Source organism: Bradyrhizobium sp. 153 (assembly GCF_023073835.1).
Taxonomy (GTDB): Bacteria; Pseudomonadota; Alphaproteobacteria; order Rhizobiales; family Xanthobacteraceae; genus Bradyrhizobium.
Genome location: NZ_JADPKH010000146.1, coordinates 81,381 through 98,981 on the forward strand (window position 1 = coordinate 81,381; position 17,601 = coordinate 98,981).

Annotated in this window: 17 protein-coding genes; 11 read left to right on the forward strand and 6 right to left on the reverse strand. The window is 62.9% G+C overall.

The features are described from left to right. Positions 1-39 precede the first annotated feature (39 nt). From IVA91_RS32745 to IVA91_RS32760, 4 genes are read left to right on the forward strand one after another with little or no spacing between them, the layout of a single operon-like run. A complete protein-coding gene (locus IVA91_RS32745; RefSeq protein WP_247276866.1) occupies positions 40-753 on the forward strand; it encodes a PIG-L deacetylase family protein in 714 nt (237 codons plus the stop codon). Beyond that, positions 750-1,433, forward strand: coding sequence for a 4-carboxy-4-hydroxy-2-oxoadipate aldolase/oxaloacetate decarboxylase (locus tag IVA91_RS32750; protein WP_247276867.1), 684 nt, complete (start codon positions 750-752; stop codon positions 1,431-1,433). Before IVA91_RS32745 ends, IVA91_RS32750 begins: the two co-directional genes overlap by 4 nt. 20 nt (positions 1,434-1,453) lie before the next feature. After that, positions 1,454-2,323, forward strand: coding sequence for a hypothetical protein (locus IVA91_RS32755; RefSeq protein WP_247276868.1), 870 nt, complete (start codon positions 1,454-1,456; stop codon positions 2,321-2,323). Next, entirely contained in the window at positions 2,320-3,270 is a 951-nt protein-coding gene (locus IVA91_RS32760; RefSeq protein WP_247276974.1) for a DUF1932 domain-containing protein, read from the forward strand. The genes IVA91_RS32755 and IVA91_RS32760 overlap by 4 nt, the downstream gene beginning before the upstream one ends. On the opposite strand, the gene IVA91_RS32765 is transcribed toward IVA91_RS32760, so the two are convergent. Then, the gene (locus IVA91_RS32765; protein ID WP_247276869.1) at positions 3,243-3,563 is read right to left on the reverse strand and encodes a hypothetical protein; all 321 of its coding nucleotides are present in this window, start codon (positions 3,561-3,563) and stop codon (positions 3,243-3,245) included. The genes IVA91_RS32760 and IVA91_RS32765 overlap by 28 nt on opposite strands. Before the next feature lie 227 nt (positions 3,564-3,790). Then, entirely contained in the window at positions 3,791-5,032 is a 1,242-nt protein-coding gene (locus IVA91_RS32770; RefSeq protein WP_247276870.1) for an amidohydrolase family protein, read from the reverse strand. 150 nt (positions 5,033-5,182) lie between these two features. Between IVA91_RS32770 and IVA91_RS32775 the strand changes: the two genes are divergently transcribed. Continuing rightward, entirely contained in the window at positions 5,183-5,599 is a 417-nt protein-coding gene (locus tag IVA91_RS32775) for a nuclear transport factor 2 family protein (RefSeq protein WP_247304557.1), read from the forward strand. Here the strand turns inward: IVA91_RS32775 and IVA91_RS32780 are convergent. Beyond that, on the reverse strand, positions 5,596-6,354 hold the full coding sequence (locus IVA91_RS32780; protein WP_247276872.1) for a GntR family transcriptional regulator: 759 nt from the start codon (positions 6,352-6,354) through the stop codon (positions 5,596-5,598). The two genes, IVA91_RS32775 and IVA91_RS32780, sit on opposite strands and share 4 nt — an antisense overlap. A gap of 199 nt (positions 6,355-6,553) precedes the next feature. Between IVA91_RS32780 and IVA91_RS32785 the strand changes: the two genes are divergently transcribed. The 5 genes from IVA91_RS32785 (at position 6,554) to IVA91_RS32805 (ending at position 11,763) form a co-directional block, all read left to right on the forward strand. Further along, positions 6,554-7,411 (forward strand): ABC transporter ATP-binding protein, encoded by an 858-nt coding sequence (locus tag IVA91_RS32785; protein WP_247276873.1) that lies wholly within the window; start codon positions 6,554-6,556, stop codon positions 7,409-7,411. After that, positions 7,411-8,187 carry an ABC transporter permease gene (locus tag IVA91_RS32790; RefSeq protein WP_247276874.1) on the forward strand — a complete coding sequence of 259 codons (777 nt, stop codon included), beginning with the start codon at positions 7,411-7,413 and terminating at the stop codon, positions 8,185-8,187. Before IVA91_RS32785 ends, IVA91_RS32790 begins: the two co-directional genes overlap by 1 nt. 39 nt (positions 8,188-8,226) lie before the next feature. Beyond that, on the forward strand, positions 8,227-9,252 hold the full coding sequence (locus IVA91_RS32795) for an ABC transporter substrate-binding protein (RefSeq protein WP_247276875.1): 1,026 nt from the start codon (positions 8,227-8,229) through the stop codon (positions 9,250-9,252). A 17-nt stretch (positions 9,253-9,269) separates the two neighbouring features. After that, a complete protein-coding gene (locus tag IVA91_RS32800; RefSeq protein WP_247420221.1) occupies positions 9,270-10,709 on the forward strand; it encodes an amidohydrolase family protein in 1,440 nt (479 codons plus the stop codon). 145 nt (positions 10,710-10,854) lie between these two features. Continuing rightward, positions 10,855-11,763, forward strand: coding sequence for an amino acid ABC transporter substrate-binding protein (locus IVA91_RS32805; RefSeq protein ID WP_247276877.1), 909 nt, complete (start codon positions 10,855-10,857; stop codon positions 11,761-11,763). A 770-nt stretch (positions 11,764-12,533) separates the two neighbouring features. Here the strand turns inward: IVA91_RS32805 and IVA91_RS36920 are convergent. The 3 genes from IVA91_RS36920 to IVA91_RS32815 all read right to left on the reverse strand — a co-directional run bounded on the left by IVA91_RS36920 (position 12,534) and on the right by IVA91_RS32815 (position 15,549). Continuing rightward, on the reverse strand, positions 12,534-12,665 hold the full coding sequence (locus tag IVA91_RS36920; RefSeq protein WP_256464572.1) for a hypothetical protein: 132 nt from the start codon (positions 12,663-12,665) through the stop codon (positions 12,534-12,536). 34 nt (positions 12,666-12,699) lie between these two features. After that, on the reverse strand, positions 12,700-13,818 hold the full coding sequence (locus IVA91_RS32810; RefSeq protein WP_247276878.1) for a glycoside hydrolase family 172 protein: 1,119 nt from the start codon (positions 13,816-13,818) through the stop codon (positions 12,700-12,702). A gap of 105 nt (positions 13,819-13,923) precedes the next feature. Beyond that, the gene (locus tag IVA91_RS32815) at positions 13,924-15,549 is read right to left on the reverse strand and encodes a long-chain fatty acid--CoA ligase (protein ID WP_247276879.1); all 1,626 of its coding nucleotides are present in this window, start codon (positions 15,547-15,549) and stop codon (positions 13,924-13,926) included. 175 nt (positions 15,550-15,724) lie between these two features. Here IVA91_RS32815 and IVA91_RS32820 point away from each other — a divergent pair, with 175 nt between their 5' ends. After that, positions 15,725-17,578: an NAD(P)/FAD-dependent oxidoreductase gene (locus tag IVA91_RS32820; protein ID WP_247420217.1), complete on the forward strand. Its 1,854-nt coding sequence runs from the start codon at positions 15,725-15,727 to the stop codon at positions 17,576-17,578. The last annotated feature ends 23 nt before the right edge of the window (positions 17,579-17,601 follow it).

Consider the following 17,601-nt stretch of genomic DNA (forward strand, 5'->3'; position numbering starts at 1 on the left):
GGCCTTTGATGCTTACGAACGAAAGAGGGAGCTTGTCCCATGAAAACCGGTCTCGTGATCACCGCCCATCCCGGCGATTTCGTCTGGCGCGCCGGCGGCGCCATCGCGCTGCATGCGAAGAAGGGCTATCGCATGAAGATCGTTTGCATGTCCTTCGGCGAGCGCGGCGAGAGCCAGTTCGCCTGGAAGGAGAAGGGGGCGACGCTGGAATCGGTCAAGGCCGGCCGCAAGGACGAGGCGGAGCGGGCGGCAAAGCTGTTAGGTGCCGAGATCGAGTTCTTCGACTGCGGCGATTATCCGCTGAAGCTCACTGAGGCGCATTTTGATCGCATGGTCGACATCTACCGCGAGCTCGATCCGAGCTTCGTGCTGACGCACGCGCTGGAGGACCCCTATAATTTCGACCACCCCAACGCCGCGCATTTCGCGCAGGAGACCCGCGTGGTCGCGCAGGCGATGGGCCACAAGCCCGGCGCGCAGTACAAATACTCGGCGCCGCCGGTGTTCCTGTTCGAGCCACACCAGCCGGAGCAGTGCAACTACAAGCCGGACCTGCTCCTCAAGATCGACGAGGTCTGGAAGGCGAAGTACGAGGCGTTCCAGATCCTGGCCGCGCAAAAGCATCTGTGGGGCTATTACGAACGCGTCGCGCTCAATCGAGGCATCCAGGGCAGCCGCAACACCGGCGTGCCCATGACCTATGGCGAGGCCTATCAGCGTCTGTTTCCGACCGTCGCGGAGGAACTCGCATGAAGCCGGTCGTCGTTCGCAACATCAAGCGTGCCGATCCCGCCGGCATGGCGGAATACGGCGTTTCGACCGTACATGAAGCCTATGGTCGCATCGGCCTGATGAAGCCATATTTGCGGCCGGTGTGGGCGGGCGCGGCGATTGCGGGTCCCGCGGTCACCGTGCTGGCGCAACCCGGCGACAATTGGATGATCCATGTTGCGGTTGAGCAATGCAGGAAGGGCGACATCCTGGTCGTCGGCTGCACCACCGACAATACCGACGGCATGTTCGGCGAATTGCTGGCGACCTCGCTTACGGCGCGCGGCGTGCAAGGATTGATCATCGATGCCGGCTGTCGCGATGTCAAAGCGCTGCACGAGATGAAGTTTCCGGTGTGGTCGCGCGCAGTCTCGGCCAAGGGAACGGTGAAGGCGACGCTCGGCTCGGTCAATGTCCCCGTGGTCTGCGCCGGCGTCAATGTCGATCCCGGTGACATCATCGTGGCTGACGACGATGGCGTCGTCGTGGTGCCGAAGCGGTACGCCCCCGAAGTCGCCGAGAAGGCGAAAAAGCGCAATGCCGATGAAGGCGGCAAGCGCAAGCGTCTCGCCTCGGGCGAGCTCGGCCTCGACATGTACAGCATGCGCGACGCTCTTGCCAAAGCCGGGCTCGTCTATGTCGACAATCCCGAGGACGTTTGAGGCAAGGCAGGAGCGGGCGGATGGATCGTCTCAAGCTGAAGGCCGTGCTCGGCAGTCATCCCCATGTCCAGGCGGTGAAGAGCGGCGCGCTCCGCTCCGACCTGTTCGATCTCGACTTCATCGAGTACAGCCCGACCAACACCGCGTTCAAGCCGATGGTGCGCGAGCAGGCCTTCGATGTCTGCGAGATGGCCATCGTGACCTATCTGATGGCGAAGGCGCACGGCAAGCCGCTGGTGCTGCTGCCGGCCACCATGCTCGGCCGCTTCCAGCATGCCTACGCGCTGTACAATCCCGCGCGAGGAGCGCTCGGCCCGTCCGACCTCGAGGGCAAGCGCGTGGGCATTCGGTCCTTCACGACGACGACCGGCGCCTGGATCAGGGGCATTCTCGCCAACGACTACGGCGTCAATCTCGATAAGATCCGCTGGGTGACGTTCGAGGATCCGCATGTCGCCGAATATATCGACATCACCGAGCGCGCCCCGAAAGACAAGAAGATTCTCCAGATGCTGGTCGACGGCGAGCTAGACGCGGTGCTTGGCGAGAGCTCGGTCGATCCCAAGCTGAAGCCGCTATTCCCCGATCCGGCCGCGGAAGCCGCCAAATGGTATGCCCGGCGCGGCGTCGTCCCGGTCAATCATCTCGTGGTCGTGACCGAGCAGCTCGCCAAATCGCGTCCCGACGTAGTCACAGGCATCTATGATCTGCTCAAGCGGAACAAGGAGCAGGTGGGACCTGCGGCCTCGCCGGACCTCATTCCGTTTGGCATCGAAGCGAACAGCAAACCGCTGGAACTGATCGTCGACTACGCGTTCCAGCAAGCGCTGATTCCGCGCCGCTATGCGGTCGAGGAGCTCTTTGACGAAACGACACGAGGGCTGAACTGATGGCGGATCCGAGGCGATGGCAGATCGGGCTGGTTGGCTATGGCGAGGTCGGCAGGATCTTGGCCGAGGATTTGCGCCAGCAGGACATCAAGGTATCTGCCTACGACATCAAGCTCGGAGGCGAGCAGGGCGCTTCGCTGGAGGAGCATGCCGCGAAATTCGGTGTGGTGTTCGCAGGCTCTCATGCCGACCTGACGGCGAAGTCCGATTTCATCATCTCCGCGGTCACGGCCAGCCAGGCTGTTCCGGTGGCAAAAGCCTGCGCGGGCGCGATCAACCAGGGCACCTGGTTCCTGGACTTCAATTCGGCTTCACCGGGCGCCAAGCAGCGCGCTGCTGCGCTGATCGATGGCGCTGCCGGTCGCTATGTGGAAGGCGCAGTGATGACTTCGGTGCCGCCGTATCGCATCAAGGTGCCGTTGCTGCTCGGCGGCGCTGGCGCGAGAGAGCTCGAGCCGCTGCTGAATGCGATCGGATTCGCGGCAAAGGTTGCCAGCGACAAGCTCGGCGTGTCCTCCGCGGTGAAGATGTGCCGCAGCATCATGATCAAGGGCCTGGAAGCCATGGTCATCGAAAGCTTCACCACGGCGCGCGCCTATGGCGTGGAAGATGCCGTGCTGGCATCGCTTACGGAAACTTTCCCCGCGATCGACTGGGAGAAGCAGGGCGCCTATTTCTTCCAGCGCGTGATCGAGCACGGCCGCCGCCGGGCCGAGGAGGTGCGGGAGGTCGCCGAAACCGTTCGCGAGGCGGGGCTGACGCCCTGGTCCGCGCAGGGCACGGCCGAGCGGCAGGCCTGGGTGGCTGATCTCGCCGATGAAGGATTGTTCGGCACCAAGGGCACCAGCGAGTTCGCCCGCAGCGCTGACTGGCGCACCGAGGCGGACCGGATCCTCGCGAAGATCAAGCGCGCAAATAATCAGCTCAAGATCGTTCCACGGAGCTGAAAGCTCACGACCTGGTCGCGGGCGCGTTCGATCAGGTCGATCAGATTCCTGGACTTGCGGGCGAGCTGCTCCGTGGCCGGTTGCGTGCGGAATTCGGCCAGCACCGCGCGAACGCATTTGTTGGCGGCGTCGAGCGTCCAGAGCGTCCGGTTGACATCATCCTGCGTCCGGATCCCCGAAATATCGAGATCCGACAGAACGTGGCCGATGCCGTCGAGCCGCTTCACCGCCGTGTCGGTGGGCGTTCCGGCCTGGTTGGAATGCTGGTCGATGCTGCTGAATGCGCTGAACATATCGATACTTTCCCGATCGCACGCAAATGATCGGTCCGAGGTCTAGTTATGATCAGCGCGACGGGCCTCGCAATGCGTGGAGTTACGGTCCGGGATTCTACCGAATTGAATCAGCGGTAACATTGAACGGAAGCAGTCAGTAGTCAGGCCCGTTTCCCGACAATCCTACCGCTGCAAGCGGCGGGCCGGCCTTGGCGTGGTCGGAGCGACCCTGCGGTGTCGCGACATCAGCTCTGGGGGCGGAACAGATTCGGCCGCTGCCGCTCAAATGTCTGTCGGCCAGCCTTGAAGCCCATCACCAAGTCAGGCAGCTCCGCGACGGCGAAGCGGCTGTCTTGCGTATCGAGCACGACGAGATCGGCGGGGTTGCCGACCTTGATGCCGTAATCGCCAAGGTTCATCAGCCGCGCCGGCAGCTCGGTCACGAGATCGAGGCAGGTGTCGAAATCGCTCACGGCGGCGTGGGCGACGTTGGCATAGAAGTTTGCCATCCGCAGCAGCGAAGCGTCGCCGAACGGCGTGAACGGATTGAGGACATTGTTGGTGGCAACCGAGCACACGAGCCCATTGTCGGCCAGCTTGTGGGCGAGCGTCAGACCGCGCGGCGCATTGTGGGTGGCCTCCCGTCCCATCAAATAGAGATCGGTGGCGGGCAGCACGGTCACCGCAACGCCTGATGCCGCCAGCTGCGCGGTGGCCGCCTTCATCCGCTCGGGCGGCAGTGCCGAGAGCTTTGTGGCGTGGCCGATCGCGACGCGTCCCCCATACTTGCGCCGTTCGGTCTGGCGGCAGACCTCGTCGAGATGCCACCAAGAGGGATCGAGATCGAAATCGAGATGGAGATCGACATCGGCGTCGAACGTCTCGGCGAGATCGAAGATGCGTTCGAGATGGGCGTTCGGGTCGGTATCCATATAGGGACAGCCGCCGATCACCTCGCCGCCGTCGCGCAGCGCCTGGATCAGCAACTCCTCAGCTCCGGGGTCGTTGGTCAGGCCTTCCTGCGGGAAGACGCAGAGCGACAGGTCGATCGCCCAGGCATAATCGCGCTTCAGCGCCTTGACCGCCTCGAAGCCGCGCAAGGCGATGCGCGGATCGATCTCGACATGAGTGCGCATGCGGGTCGTGCCGTGCACGATCGCGCGCTCGAGAACCCGGGCGCCGCGGGCATAGACGTCCTCGACGGTGAAATCGCGCTTCATCCCGGCCACGGCGCGGATAGCGTCCGAAACACTGCCGTGATCGTGCCCACAGCGGCCGAGCAGGCAGGCTTTGTCGAGATGGATGTGGGTATCGACGAACCCGGGCAAGGCAAGGCGGCCGCCGAGATCGACCTCGGGCGCGTCGCAGGCGAGCTTTGGCTCGATCGCGGCAATACGCCCGCCTTTCACGCCGATATCGACGGGTGCGGCGGATGATCGCAACTGCGCGTCACGAAAGATCAGGTCGAAGGCGGACTGGGTGATCATGGCTTCGTCGGATTTTGCTGTCAGAGCCTAGCGGAAGCTGCTGGGGCGGGCAGTACCGAATTGTGTGCAGTTCTGCCGCTAAATTGTTCAAAAAATATGCATGCAGTTCACGGCGCGAGCTGTAAGATGTCGAGAGCCGGAGAACCCGCTATGTCCGCCTTTGCAAAAGCCGAACTGCCGATGACCGATGCCAAGATCGTCGAGGCCTATCTGACGGCCTCGATGAAACCCGATCCAGATGCCGCCGCGACCTATATGAAGCCGGGCACGGTGATCACATTCACCGGCGGACGTGAGTTCGATCATCCGCGCGGTCCGACAGCTTTCAACGCCAAGCGCTATCGCTGGGTGAAAAAGAAGATGGACCGGTTCGATGTCTGTCCCGGTGCGGACGAGACGATCGTCTACAGCGTTGGCACGCTCTATGGCGAGTGGATGGACGGCACGCCGTTCGAGGGCAATCGCTATGTCGATCGCTTCGTCGTCAAGAGCGGGCAGATCGTCAAGATGGACGTCTGGAACGACAGCGCCGAGCGCATTCTGGTCCAGCGCGGCATCGAGGCCTAACTCCTGCGCGCGATTTTCGGCAGCTTAACGACGCGGTCGCTCGCCACCTCATCGGCATAGGGCGCGAGAATGTCGAGGAGGTCACGGCCGCGTAGCGGGGCAGGGGCGACTAATGCCCGATTGGCTACGGAATCGAGGTGATGGTGCATCAATTCCATCACCTTGGCTTCGTCGCCTTTGGCGAGCGCAGCAATGATGGCGCGGTGCTCGTTGATCGCGCATTCCGTCGAATGCGGCCGGCTGTACAGCGACAGCGTCAGGCAGCAGCGATAGGCGACCTCGCTGACATAGCGCACCAGGATCGGACTGTTCGTCATCTGCGCGAGCAGGATGTGAAATTCGGTGGCGAGCCGGATCGAGACCGCATCCGTGCCGCCGCGCGCCCGGTCCTCGGCATCGACGTGCGCGTTCAGCTCGGCGATCTGGCTTTTGGTCAGCTTGCCCGCGAGCTGGCGGACCACGAGCCGCTCGAGCTGGATGCGGATGTCAAAGGCATCTCGCGCCTCCTGCCAGCTCGGCGTCGCCACCACCGCGATTCGGTTGCGGCGCAGCTCGACAAGGCCTTCGGCGGCGAGCTGCCCCAGCGCGTGGCGGGCAATGGTGCGGCTGACGCCAAAGCGCTCGCCGAGCGAGTCCTCAGGCAGCTTTGCGCCGGGTTCCAGCGCCTGCTCGATGATCGCGCGCCGTAGTGCGCGGCAAATCACGCCGACCTTGTCAGATGATTCATAAGTCTTGCTGGTGGGGCGCGCCGCCATTCGGCGAATCCTTCGGAGTAGGGTCGCAGCCCTCTCCTTAGCACACCCTGCGCTGATCCAGCGCTTCAATTGCATGCAGTTTGGTGTCGCGATTGCCTAAATCGGGACCACAATTTTGGTACGCTGTTCGGTAAGTTGCTTAATTCTGCGGACGTCGGCGACTGGCATCTAGCTTGCATACACTTTGGCTGTGATGCGCATGCAGCCCAACGCCCAATTTGACCGCCAGCCTGTTCCTGACGGCTTCGGTCCGATCGCCATCCAGCTGTCCGAGGCCGCCGTGACCTTCGGGCGCGGCGACCGGGCCGTGTCCGCGCTGTCGAAGACGACGCTCCGGATCGCCGACGGCGAGTTTGTCGCGCTGGTCGGCCCGTCGGGATGCGGCAAATCGACCATCTTACGTCTCGTCAGCGGCCTGGTGCAGCCGACCAGCGGCGTCGTCATCGTCGGCGGCCGCGAGGTGGCAGCGCGGGCGATGCGGGTCGGCATGGCTTTCCAGAATCCGACCATGCTTCCGTGGATGACGATCGAGCGAAACATCATGCTGCCGCTGAAGATCGTCGAGCCGTTCCGCTCCAACTTCCGCAAGCTGCGCAAGACCGAATTCCGCGACAAGGCCAACGCGCTGCTGGAGCAGGTCGGCCTCAAAGGCTTCGGCAATCATTATCCCTGGCAGCTCTCCGGCGGCATGCTCCAGCGCGCCAATCTCTGCCGCGCGCTGATCCACGAGCCGCGCATGCTGCTGCTGGATGAGCCCTTCGGCGCACTCGACCAGTTCACCCGCGAGGAGCTGTGGACGATCCTCCAGAATCTCTGGATGACGCGCAAGCCGACAGTACTGCTGGTCACGCACGATTTGCGCGAAGCCGGCTTTCTTGCGAGCCGCATCTGCGTGATGAGCGCGCGTCCCGGCCGCATCCTCGACGACAGCCGGGTCGAATTCGCGCGGCCGCGCACGGTCGCCATGACCTTCGAGCCGGATTTCGTCGCGTTGAACCAGAAGCTGCGCGCCTTCATCGAGGATGCGCGCAGCGCGGCTGAGCAGGGGGCAGGCTGATGTTCGGGATCGATGTCAGGCAGAAGGCGTGGTCGGCGGGACTGATCGTGCTGTTCTTCGTCGCCTGGGAGCTGTTCTGCCTGATGACCGGCATGTCCGACCTGGTGCTGCCGCGGCCCTCGCAGGTGTTCGTGACCCTGTTTCAGCGTTTCCCGGTGCTGTGGCCGCACATCGTGCAGACGCTGGCCACCACCATGTTCGGCTTCGTCCTCGGCGTTGCGCTCGGTGTCGCCCTCGGCGCCGTCATCGGCGTCTCCAAGACGGCCTATGACACCTGCTATCCGCTCCTGATCGGCTTCTCCTCGATCCCCAAGGTCGCGGTGGTGCCGATCTTCGTGCTGTGGTTCGGCTCCGGCACGGTGCCCGCGGTGCTGACCGCGCTGTCGATTTGCTTTTTCCCGATCGTTGTCAACATTGCCACGGGTCTGGCAACCACCGAGCCCGAGCTCGAGGACGTCCTGAAGGCGCTCGGCGCCAGCAAGTTCGACATTCTCTGGAACGTCGGTCTGCCCCGGACCATGCCGTTCTTCTTCGCATCGCTGAAAGTCGCGATCTCCTACGCCTTCGTCGGCGCGGTTCTGTCGGAGACGGTCGCCTCCAACCGCGGCATAGGCAACGTCATGATGACCGCGTCCTCCAATTTCAACGTGCCGCTGGTGTTCGCCGGGCTGTTCGTGCTCGCCGGGCTCGGCGTCGCGCTCTACGCCGTGTTCTCGCTGATTGAAGGGCGGGTCACCGGCTGGGCCACGCGCAAGAACGACGTGATCGCCACCTGATTTTCAAATCGTCACGCAACGGAGCTTGAGGAGATCTCGATGTTGAGAAACGTAATTGTCGCGCTGCTGGGATTGGCCCTATCCGCTGGCGTCGCCATGGCCGAAGACACCACGATCAAGTTCACGCTGGGCTGGAAGACGCAAGGCAGCGACGCCGCGTTCTTCTACGCCAAGGACAACGGTTACTTCAAAGAGGAAGGCCTCAACGTCGTCATCGACCAGGGCGAGGGCTCCGGTGCCACCGTCACGCGTGTCATGTCGGGCGCCTATGACGCGGGCTTCGGCGACGTCAACGCCATCATCCAGAACGCCTCGACCAAGCCGCAGGAGGCGCCGATCATGGTCTACATGATGTGGAACCAGCCGCCGTTCGCGATCGTCGCCAAGAAGTCAAGCGGCATCAACACCATCAAGGATTTCGAGGGCCGCACGCTCGGAGGCGCGCAGGGCACGCCGACGACGCGGCTGCTGCCGGTATTCACCCGCAAGAACGGGCTCGATGGCGAGAAGATCAAGATTTCCAATATGGCGCCGAACCTCCAGGAGCCGATGCTGATCAAGGGCGATATCGACGCAGCGCTCGTCTTCAATATCACCAGCTACTTCAACCTCGTGCTCAACCGCCAGGACCCGGACAAGGATTTCAAGTGGTTCTCCTTCGGTGAGTACGGCCTCGATCTCTATTCCAACGGCGTGATGGTGTCGCGCAAGCTGATCGCCTCGAATCCGAAGGCTGTCGCGAGCCTCGTGCGAGCCATCAACAAAGGCGCGATCGCGGTGGCCAAGGACCAGAACGGCGGCATGAAGGCGGCGCTCAACTACGACAATCTCATCAATGCGGATGTCGAGAAGCGCCGGCTGCAATATTCGTTCGAGAAGCTGATCGTGTCGCCGGAGATGAAGGAGATCGGCATCGGCGACATCAAGGATGACCGCATGACGCGCGCCATCGCCATCGTGGTCGAGGGTTACCAACTCGCCCGCGCGCCGACGCCGGCAGAGGTGTTCTCACGCGAATTCCTGCCGCCGCGCGCGGAGCGGGAGTTGGTGTACACGGCCAACTGATCCTTGGAGAGACGGTGATGGCCGCGGAAATCTCGGCGTCCAGCCTGTTCCGTGGTCCTGACCGCGGCGTTGGCGACAATGTCGTGCTCCGGCACGACGGTGGGACGATCACGGATGTCTCGGAAGGAGCGGGGACCGCCAGGGGCCGGCGCTCCTTCGTCATTCCCGCCTTCGTCAACGCCCACGACCACGCCCGCGCCACTGCGTCATCCTTCGGCGCCGTCGGCATGCCTCTGGAAAGCTGGATCCTGCGGACTGCACTCGGCACGCCGGTCGACCCATATTTGGCCGCGGCGTCCGCATTGGCTCGGTCGGCCAAGGCGGGCTGCGCGGCCGTGATGGTGCATTACACCCGTCCGAGCGGCATGATGCCCCTGCTGGACGAAGCCAAGGCCATTGCAAGAGCGGCGTCCGACGTCGGCATCCGCATTGCTTTTGCGATGGCGGTGCGCGACCAGAACCCGATCGTCTATGGCGATGCCGAACCGGTGCTCTCGGGTCTCTCCAAGGACGGTCGCAAGACCATCGAAGATATCTTCGTCCGCGCACCGATGTCACCGCGGGCCTATATCGAGCTGACCGACGCGATTGCCGCTGCCATCGCCGGCCCCATGGTCGACGTCCAGCTCGGGCCCGCCGGCGTGCAATGGTGCTCGAAGCCGCTGCTGGAAGCGGTGGCGGAAAGCTCGGCGCGGACCGGCCGTCGCATCCATATGCATCTCCTGGAAACCGTGTACCAGCGCGCCTGGGTTGATCAGCACTTCCCGGATATGGTGAGCTGGCTGCGCGACATTGGCTTTCTCTCGGAACGGCTGACGCTGGCGCATTGCATCTACGCCCGGCCGGATGAGCTGGAGATGATCGCGGCGGCCGGCGCGCGCATTGTCACCAATTTCAGCTCGAACATGCATCTGCGCTCGGGGCTCGCGCCGATTGCCGCCGCCCATAAATGCGGCTGCGCCATTGCGGTCGGCGTCGACGGGCTGGCGCTGGACGAGGATGACGATATTCTACGTGAGATGCGGCTGGTGCAGATGGTTCATGGCGGCCTCGGGTTCAAGCAGACTTGGACAGCGGCCGAGATGTTTGCTCTCGCCATTCGCAACGGCCGCCGCGCGACCGGTGCGCCCGGAAGTGGCGAGTTGGCCGCCGGCAATCCCGCCGACTACGTCGTGGTTGATCTCGACCGGCTCGACCGTGACCAGATCATGCCCGTCGATCCCATGGTACTGCTGTTTGCACGAGGCAACGCGTCGCTCGTCAATGAGGTCGTCGTCGCCGGCAGGACGATCGTGAGGGATGGCGCCTGCGCCGGCGTCGATCTGCCGGTGATCGAAGACGAACTGCGGGGCATGTATCGCGCCAATCTCGGAAAGTTCGCGAACTTCCAGCGGACGTGGCTGCCGTTGTCGGAGCGACTGTCCGGCTGGTTCGAGCAGCAGCTCACCTGCGGGTAAAGGGGGCATGACGCTTTCCTGGCGCTGCGGTACATCGAAAAGCGCGATAGCTGGTAGACGGCACCTGATCTGGTGATCGTTCCAGCTCTGGGCTATCACCTTGTATGATTGCGCGCCGGCGCGATGATCTCTTGAGGAGCCCCCGATGCGTCTACCGACTATTCTCCTGGCCGTCACATGTGTTGCAGCCGCAGCTTCAGCCGAAGACCTGTCGGGCACGCTCCAGAAGATCAAGGAGACGAAGAAGATCACGCTGGGCTATCAGGAGGCCTCGGTCCCGTTCAGCTATCTCGACGGCAACCAGAAGCCGGTCGGCTTTGCCATGGATATCTGTCTCAGGATCGTCGACGCCGCGAAACGGGAGCTCGGCATGCCCGACATCGCCATCGACACTCTCGCGGTGACGTCGTCGAATCGGATTCCGCTGATGGTGAACGGCACGCTCGATCTGCATTGTTCGGCGACCACCAACAATGCCGATCGCCAGAAACAGGTCGCCTTCACCAACACGCATTTCCTCAGCGCGACGCGGTTCGCGGCGAAGAAAGCCGCGAAGATCAACACCATCGACGATCTCAAGGGCAAGGCCGTCACCGCAGTGGCCGGATCGGTCAACCTGACGCAGCTCGCCAAGGTCAATACCGAGCGCAATCTCGGCATCAACGTGATGCCGGCCAAGGACCAGGCCGAGGCCTTCCTGCTGCTGGAGACCGACCGCGCCCAGGCCTACGCACTCGATGACGTGCAGCTCGCGGTTGCGATTGCGCGTTCGAAGGAGCCGCAGCTCTACATGATCAGCGAGGAGGCGTTCTCGAAGCCGGAGCCTTACGGGATCATGCTGCGGCGGGAGGATGCGCCGTTTAAGGCACTCGCCGATCGCGCCACCGCGGAGCTTTATGCAAGCCCCGAGATCGAGGTGCTCTACAAGAAATGGCTGCAATCGCCAACGCCACCGAACGGACTCAACTACAACGTTCCGATGTCACCGGCCTTGCGCAACGCGTTCAAAAGGCCGAGCTCGAGCGCCGATCCTGATGTTTATGTGGTGAACTGAGGCGAGGGCAGCTTTCACCTCTCCCGTAAGAAGAGGTGAAGACAGTGCGCCTGGCTGAGGATCAGCTCGCCAGCGAGCGCTGATATATCGCGACGTTCCGCGACGGTGGAGGTATTGGACTAACGCAGCGAGCAGATGGATCACGCTTGGCTTGGGGAAAACCAGCAACAAGCGTTTCAATGCCAAATCGTAGGGCTAATCCTGATTGGCGTATGTGAGTCGGAGAAGCTGTATGGGCGTTTGGTTTTTAGTCCTAGCAGCCTGCGTCGTCGGCACGTTGCTCCTTTTGGCATTCTGCCGATAGGGCCGACAGCGGATGCACTTGTTGCTGCGAGGCATCAGCGAGCCGCTGAATAGCGGTTCCAGGCCCGATCGCTTTTGACTGTGCATGGATGAGCGCGTTCACTTCCGGGATTGGAGGCGGACGTGAGTTGGTTGTTTGCGTTTCTCATTGCGGCGAGCGCAGTCGTTCTGATCGCTCATGCGATTGATGCGATGCGTTCCTGATATTCGCGGCGGTTCGGGTCGCTTGCTATGCAAGCGACGAGTGTCAATTCGAGGAACTTGACCTGTAGGTCAAGGTTGTCACAGCGGGAGGAATACGATCATGCTTGCATTCTATCTGCCGATTATAATCTTCGGAGCGATACTCGAAGGAATTTCGAAGCAGCGCGCATCTGCATCCATCCAGGAACCGCCAAGCGTCGATTAGACTGCGATCCCAATGCGTAGACCTTCGGTGCGCGCCAGCGGCTTCAGCTCCTCGACGGCTAGACCTTCCACGGTCCAAGTTCTTCGGCCTCGCGATAGAAGCGCTCCTCGTTCGGATAGATGTGCCGGTCCATGAAGCTCTCGAGCTTGCGATTGAGCTCGACGGCTTTTGGCGACATCGGGTAGAGCATCTTTCGTCTCCTTGATCGGTGGACGTCGGCTGGATCAGCCGATTTCGAGATAATCGGGCCCCGGAAGCTTGGGGAAAGGCGCGGTCGGCAACGTCTGGTACCAGAACGCGACCGAGGCGATGTCATCCTGCAATGGCAGGTATTTCGCCTCCGTGACGCCCGGCAGCCAGCCGAGCGCCTGGATGGTCACGCGCAGGTCGGAGCGGAAGCGCACGGGATCGGGGATGTGCCAGCGATATAGGCCGAAGCGCTGTTGCGACTTGTAGACACCGTCGGGGCGGATCACCTGCGGCAGGCCGGCATAGGGCGTCGTGAACTCCTGGTAGCGCGATCGCTGCGCCGGTCCTTGGCCGGAATGGGCGACATAGGGATCGAAATTGTAGGCGCCGCAGAAATAGTCCTCAGTGCCGGTGCCGCAAATCGTCGGGAATGCGCTGTCGCCGTCGATGTAGAATTTGATCTCGCCTTCGCCCCACCAGCCATTGTTGTTGACGCCCCAGGCCATGTAGGTGCCGACGTAATGGCCGGCGCCGCTGATGCCGTCGAGGATGGTATAGACTTCCTTGTACGGCAGCGGATTGGTGCGCCTGAACTGGGCATGGAAATAGGCGCAATCCTCGGGGACGTCGGTCAGGGTGTAGTTGATCTGGTAGTAGGCGGTGAGCTGCTCCTCGCTGCGGTTCTCCAGCGTGACGCGCGCGCGCCTGCGGAACGGCATCTCCCAGTAGCAGTTGAAGGCGCGCCCGGGATTGACGCAGACAGCGAGCGAGGACACCTGCGCAAACTCTTCCCATCCGCAGGCGAAGAAATCGCCGGCTGGGCATTCGACGCTCGGCAGCGTTTGATCATCCCAATATACGCGCAGGATCGAGTGACGCAGGCGTCCGCGCGCCAGCGTCATCCAGATCTGCTGGACTGCGCCCTGGCCTTCGATGTCGGCCAGCGTGAAGGTCGCGCCGGGCTCGATGACGACGTAGGGCGAGACCTTCCAGCCCTGGCCGAGATCGCGGGCCTGACGCGCAGCGGGGCCGTCGACGGACATGCCGCCCTTACCCTTCTCGCCGGTAAAGTTCTCGGGGCTGATTGAGCGCGTCTGCGCATGCGACAGCCGCGAGAGATTGCCGAGATGCAGGCCCAATCCGGAAAACGCCATGGGATCCTCGATGAGGGGTTAGCGACACCCGGATATATCGCCTGCGGATTAACCAAAAGGTGAAGACCGCGCACGGAATGAACCCAGGCCTGATCGGCCATCGGTTCAAGCGACGCGGTATTCCCTGAACTTTTCGCGCAGCGCGGATTTGAGCACCTTGCCGGTGCCGGTCATCGGGAATTCGTCCAAAAATTCGACCGCGTCCGGCAGGCACCAGCTCGCAATCTTGGGGCGCATGTGGTCGAGCAGGGCCTTGCCGTCGACGGTCGCGCCCTTCTTGCGGACGACGAGGAGCAGGGGACGCTCCTGCCACTTCTCGTGCGATATCGCCACCACGGCGGCCTGAAGCACATCGGGATGAGACAAGGCGACGTCCTCGAGCTGGATTGAGGAGATCCATTCGCCGCCGGACTTGATCACGTCTTTGGAGCGATCGGTCAACGTGACGTGGCCTTGACTGTCGATCACCGCCATGTCGCCAGTGATCAGCCAGCCGTCGCGGTCGAGGCCTTCGTCGAGCTTCATGTAGCCGGAGGCGACCCAGGGGCCGCGAGCGCGCAGATGGCCGACGGTCTTGCCGTCGCGCGGCAATTCATTTCCGGCATCATCGACGATGCGCAAGGTGGTGCCGAAGCAGGCGCGGCCGGACACCTGGCGCCGGTCGAACTTCTGCTTGTCGCTGAGGTGCTCCGAGCCCGGCCGCAGGCCCGGCATCGAGCAGCCCAAGGCCTCGGTCATGCCCCAGGCCTGGACGTAGTCGATATTGTAGTCGCGCTTGAGCTTCTCGACCATCGCGCGCGGCGGCGCCGAACCCGACGATAACGTTGCGCGCAGCGTCGAGAATTTGTTGCCGGTGCGCCCGAGCCAGTCGAGCAGGATCAGCCAGAAGCTCGGCACGCCCGCCGACAGCGTCACCTTCTCGCCTTCGAGCAACTCATAGAGCTTGTCGGGCTCGTAATTGCGGCCGGGCAGCACCAGCTTGGAGCCGGTATAGGGCGCGGTGAACGGCATGTTCCAGCCGTTGCCGTGAAACAGCGGCGCCATCGGCATCATCACCTCGCGCACGCCTTCGACATGGCCCGGCAGGAAGTCGAAACTGCAGCAGGTCATGGTCTGCAAGATCGCGGCGCGGTGCGAATAGATCACGCCCTTGGGATTACCGGTCGTGCCCGACGTGTAGCAGATGGTGGAGGCGGACTTTTCGTCGAACTCGGGCCAGGCGAAGCTGGCTTCGTTCTCCTTGTCCAGAAGCTCTTCATAGCAACGGAGGTTCGGCAGCTTCGTCTCCGGCATCCGTTCGCGCGAGGACATCACGACGTAGGCCTCGATCGTCGATAGTTGCGGCGCGATCGCCTCGACGATCGGCAGCGTGGCACGGTCGATGAACAGCAGGCGGTCTTCGGCGTGATTGATGATGTAAACGAGCTGTTCCGGAAACAGCCGCGGGTTGACGGTGTGCAGCACATAGCCCATGCCCGGAGCGGCATAGAACATCTCGAAATGGCGGTGCGTGTTCCAGGCCAGCGTGCCGACGCGGTCGCCCTTCTTCATGCCGAGCCGCTTCAAGCCCAGCGCCATGCGCTTGATGCGCGGATGGGCATCAGCATAGGTGTAACGATGGATGTCGCCTTCGATCTCGCGCGCGACGATCTCGGCCTCGCCGTGGTAGTCGGCGGCATACTGGATCAGGCCGCTGATCAGGAGCGGCATGTCCATCATCAACCCCTGCATGGTCTCCTCCACAGCCACGTCGTTGCATGGCCTACGCTTGTGATTGCGCGCGAGGTTAACGGAACGCCGCGCGACGTTCACGCAAAAAAGAAGGCGCGTGATTGCATGCCGCACTTTTTCAGGGCTAACTTCAAGCGAACGGCCGGCGAAGTGGTGTTTGCCGTGGAGGAGACGAATGTCAGCGGAAAAACACAAGACCGGTGCGGCGAAGGAATCTAGCGTCGATATCTCCGCCCTCCGTGCGCGCTATCGCGACGAGCGCGACCGCCGTTTGCGCAGCGAAGGCAAGGCACAATATGTCGAGGTGACCGGCGATTTCGCTCGCTATCTCGACGATCCCTGGGCCGATCCCTGCCTCACACGCGCACCTGTCAGCGAAGCGACCGAAGTTCTCGTCGTCGGTGGCGGCTTCGGCGGCCTCTTGTGCGGTGCGCGCCTTCGCGAGGCCGGCGTTGACGATTTCCGGATCGTGGAAAAGGCCGCCGATTTCGGCGGCACCTGGTACTGGAATCGCTACCCCGGAGCTGCTTGCGATACCGAAAGCTACATCTACCTGCCGCTCCTGGAGGAGACCGGCTACATGCCGGTGCGCAAATACGCGCGCGCTCCGGAGATCTACGAGCACTCCCGCCGCATCGGTCGTCATTTTGATCTCTACGCGCGTGCGCTGTTTCAGACGATCATCTCACGGATGGAATGGCAGGAGCAGGAGGCGCGCTGGCTGGTCGAGACTGATCGTGGCGATCGCATCTGCGCGCGCTTCGTCATTCTCGCCGGCGGTCCGCTGAGCCGGCCGAAGCTGCCCGGCATTCCCGGCATCGAGACGTTCAAAGGCCACAGCTTTCACACCAGCCGCTGGGACTACGCGTATACTGGCGGCACTGCAGAGGGCGATCTCACCGGCCTCGCTGACAAGCGCGTCGGGATCATCGGCACCGGCGCAACCGCCGTGCAATGCGTGCCGCATCTCGGGCGCTCGGCAAAGGCGCTTTACGTTTTCCAGCGCACACCGTCCGCTATCGGCGTTCGCGACGACCGTCCGACGGATCAAGCCTGGGCGCAAAGCCTCAAGCCCGGCTGGCAGCGCGAGCGCATGGACAATTTCACCGCGGTCATCTCCGGCGAACCGGTCGAACGGGATCTGGTCCAGGACGGTTGGACCGGGCTGCTCGGCGAGATCCTGCTGGCGCCGCGCCGCCAGCCCCAGCCGGTGACCTCGCTGGAAGAGGCACTCAGGGTGATCGAGCAGGCCGACTACCGCAAGATGGAGGAGATCCGCGCCCGCGTCGATACGATCGTGCAGGATGAGGCGGCCGCGGCGGCGCTCAAACCCTGGTACAAGGCATTCTGCAAGCGGCCGTGCTTCCACGACGAATATCTCGACACCTTCAACCGTCCCAACGTGCATCTCGTCGACACCAAAGGGCAGGGCGTCGAGTGCATCACCGAGAATGCGGTCGTGGTCGACGGTAAGGCCTACGAGCTCGATTGCCTGATCTATGCCAGCGGCTTCGAAGTCGGCACTGATTACGCCCGCCGCATGGGTTTTGAGGTCTATGGCCGCGATGGCGTCAGCCTGTCCGAGCGCTGGCGCGACGGCGTCAAGACGCTGCACGGCTTCTATAGCCGCGGCTTCCCGAATTGTTTCCTGATCGTCACGGTGCAGGCCGGTCAGAGCGCCAATTTTCCGCACATCATCGACGAGCAGTCGCAGCACATTGCCTATGTGATCGCAGAAGTGCGCAGGCGCAAGGCGCGAACCCTGGAGCCGACGCTCGCCGCCGAGAAGGCCTGGGTCGACGAAGTCGTCAAGGCCGCGCTCGGCCGGCAGACCTATCTCGCCGAATGCACGCCCGGCTACTACAATAATGAAGGCGTGTTCGATCCGATCGCGGCAAGAAACAGCCAATATTGGCGCGGGCCGGTGGCATTCCTGCGGCTGCTCGACACATGGCGGAAGGAGGGTAATCTGGCCGGGCTGGACTTGTCCTATGATCGCGCCATGGAGTCGGCGCCTCCGAGCGGGTAAGATTGCGCCGCAGATCGGTACAG

Bases quoted from the DNA above. Each gene is read 5' to 3' on its own strand.
- IVA91_RS32795 (WP_247276875.1), top strand. From the start codon at position 8,227: ATGTTGAGAAACGTAATTGTCGCGCTGCTGGGATTGGCCCTATCCGCT.
- IVA91_RS32785 (WP_247276873.1), top strand. From the start codon at position 6,554: ATGCAGCCCAACGCCCAATTTGACCGCCAGCCTGTTCCTGACGGCTTC.
- IVA91_RS32755 (WP_247276868.1), top strand. From the start codon at position 1,454: ATGGATCGTCTCAAGCTGAAGGCCGTGCTCGGCAGTCATCCCCATGTC.
- IVA91_RS32815 (WP_247276879.1), bottom strand. From the start codon at position 15,549: ATGCAGGGGTTGATGATGGACATGCCGCTCCTGATCAGCGGCCTGATC.
- IVA91_RS32780 (WP_247276872.1), bottom strand. From the start codon at position 6,354: ATGGCGGCGCGCCCCACCAGCAAGACTTATGAATCATCTGACAAGGTC.
- IVA91_RS32805 (WP_247276877.1), top strand. From the start codon at position 10,855: ATGCGTCTACCGACTATTCTCCTGGCCGTCACATGTGTTGCAGCCGCA.
- IVA91_RS36920 (WP_256464572.1), bottom strand. From the start codon at position 12,665: ATGCTCTACCCGATGTCGCCAAAAGCCGTCGAGCTCAATCGCAAGCTC.
- IVA91_RS32745 (WP_247276866.1), top strand. From the start codon at position 40: ATGAAAACCGGTCTCGTGATCACCGCCCATCCCGGCGATTTCGTCTGG.
- IVA91_RS32765 (WP_247276869.1), bottom strand. From the start codon at position 3,563: ATGTTCAGCGCATTCAGCAGCATCGACCAGCATTCCAACCAGGCCGGA.
- IVA91_RS32750 (WP_247276867.1), top strand. From the start codon at position 750: ATGAAGCCGGTCGTCGTTCGCAACATCAAGCGTGCCGATCCCGCCGGC.
- IVA91_RS32775 (WP_247304557.1), top strand. From the start codon at position 5,183: ATGTCCGCCTTTGCAAAAGCCGAACTGCCGATGACCGATGCCAAGATC.
- IVA91_RS32790 (WP_247276874.1), top strand. From the start codon at position 7,411: ATGTTCGGGATCGATGTCAGGCAGAAGGCGTGGTCGGCGGGACTGATC.
- IVA91_RS32820 (WP_247420217.1), top strand. From the start codon at position 15,725: ATGTCAGCGGAAAAACACAAGACCGGTGCGGCGAAGGAATCTAGCGTC.
- IVA91_RS32770 (WP_247276870.1), bottom strand. From the start codon at position 5,032: ATGATCACCCAGTCCGCCTTCGACCTGATCTTTCGTGACGCGCAGTTG.
- IVA91_RS32800 (WP_247420221.1), top strand. From the start codon at position 9,270: ATGGCCGCGGAAATCTCGGCGTCCAGCCTGTTCCGTGGTCCTGACCGC.
- IVA91_RS32810 (WP_247276878.1), bottom strand. From the start codon at position 13,818: ATGGCGTTTTCCGGATTGGGCCTGCATCTCGGCAATCTCTCGCGGCTG.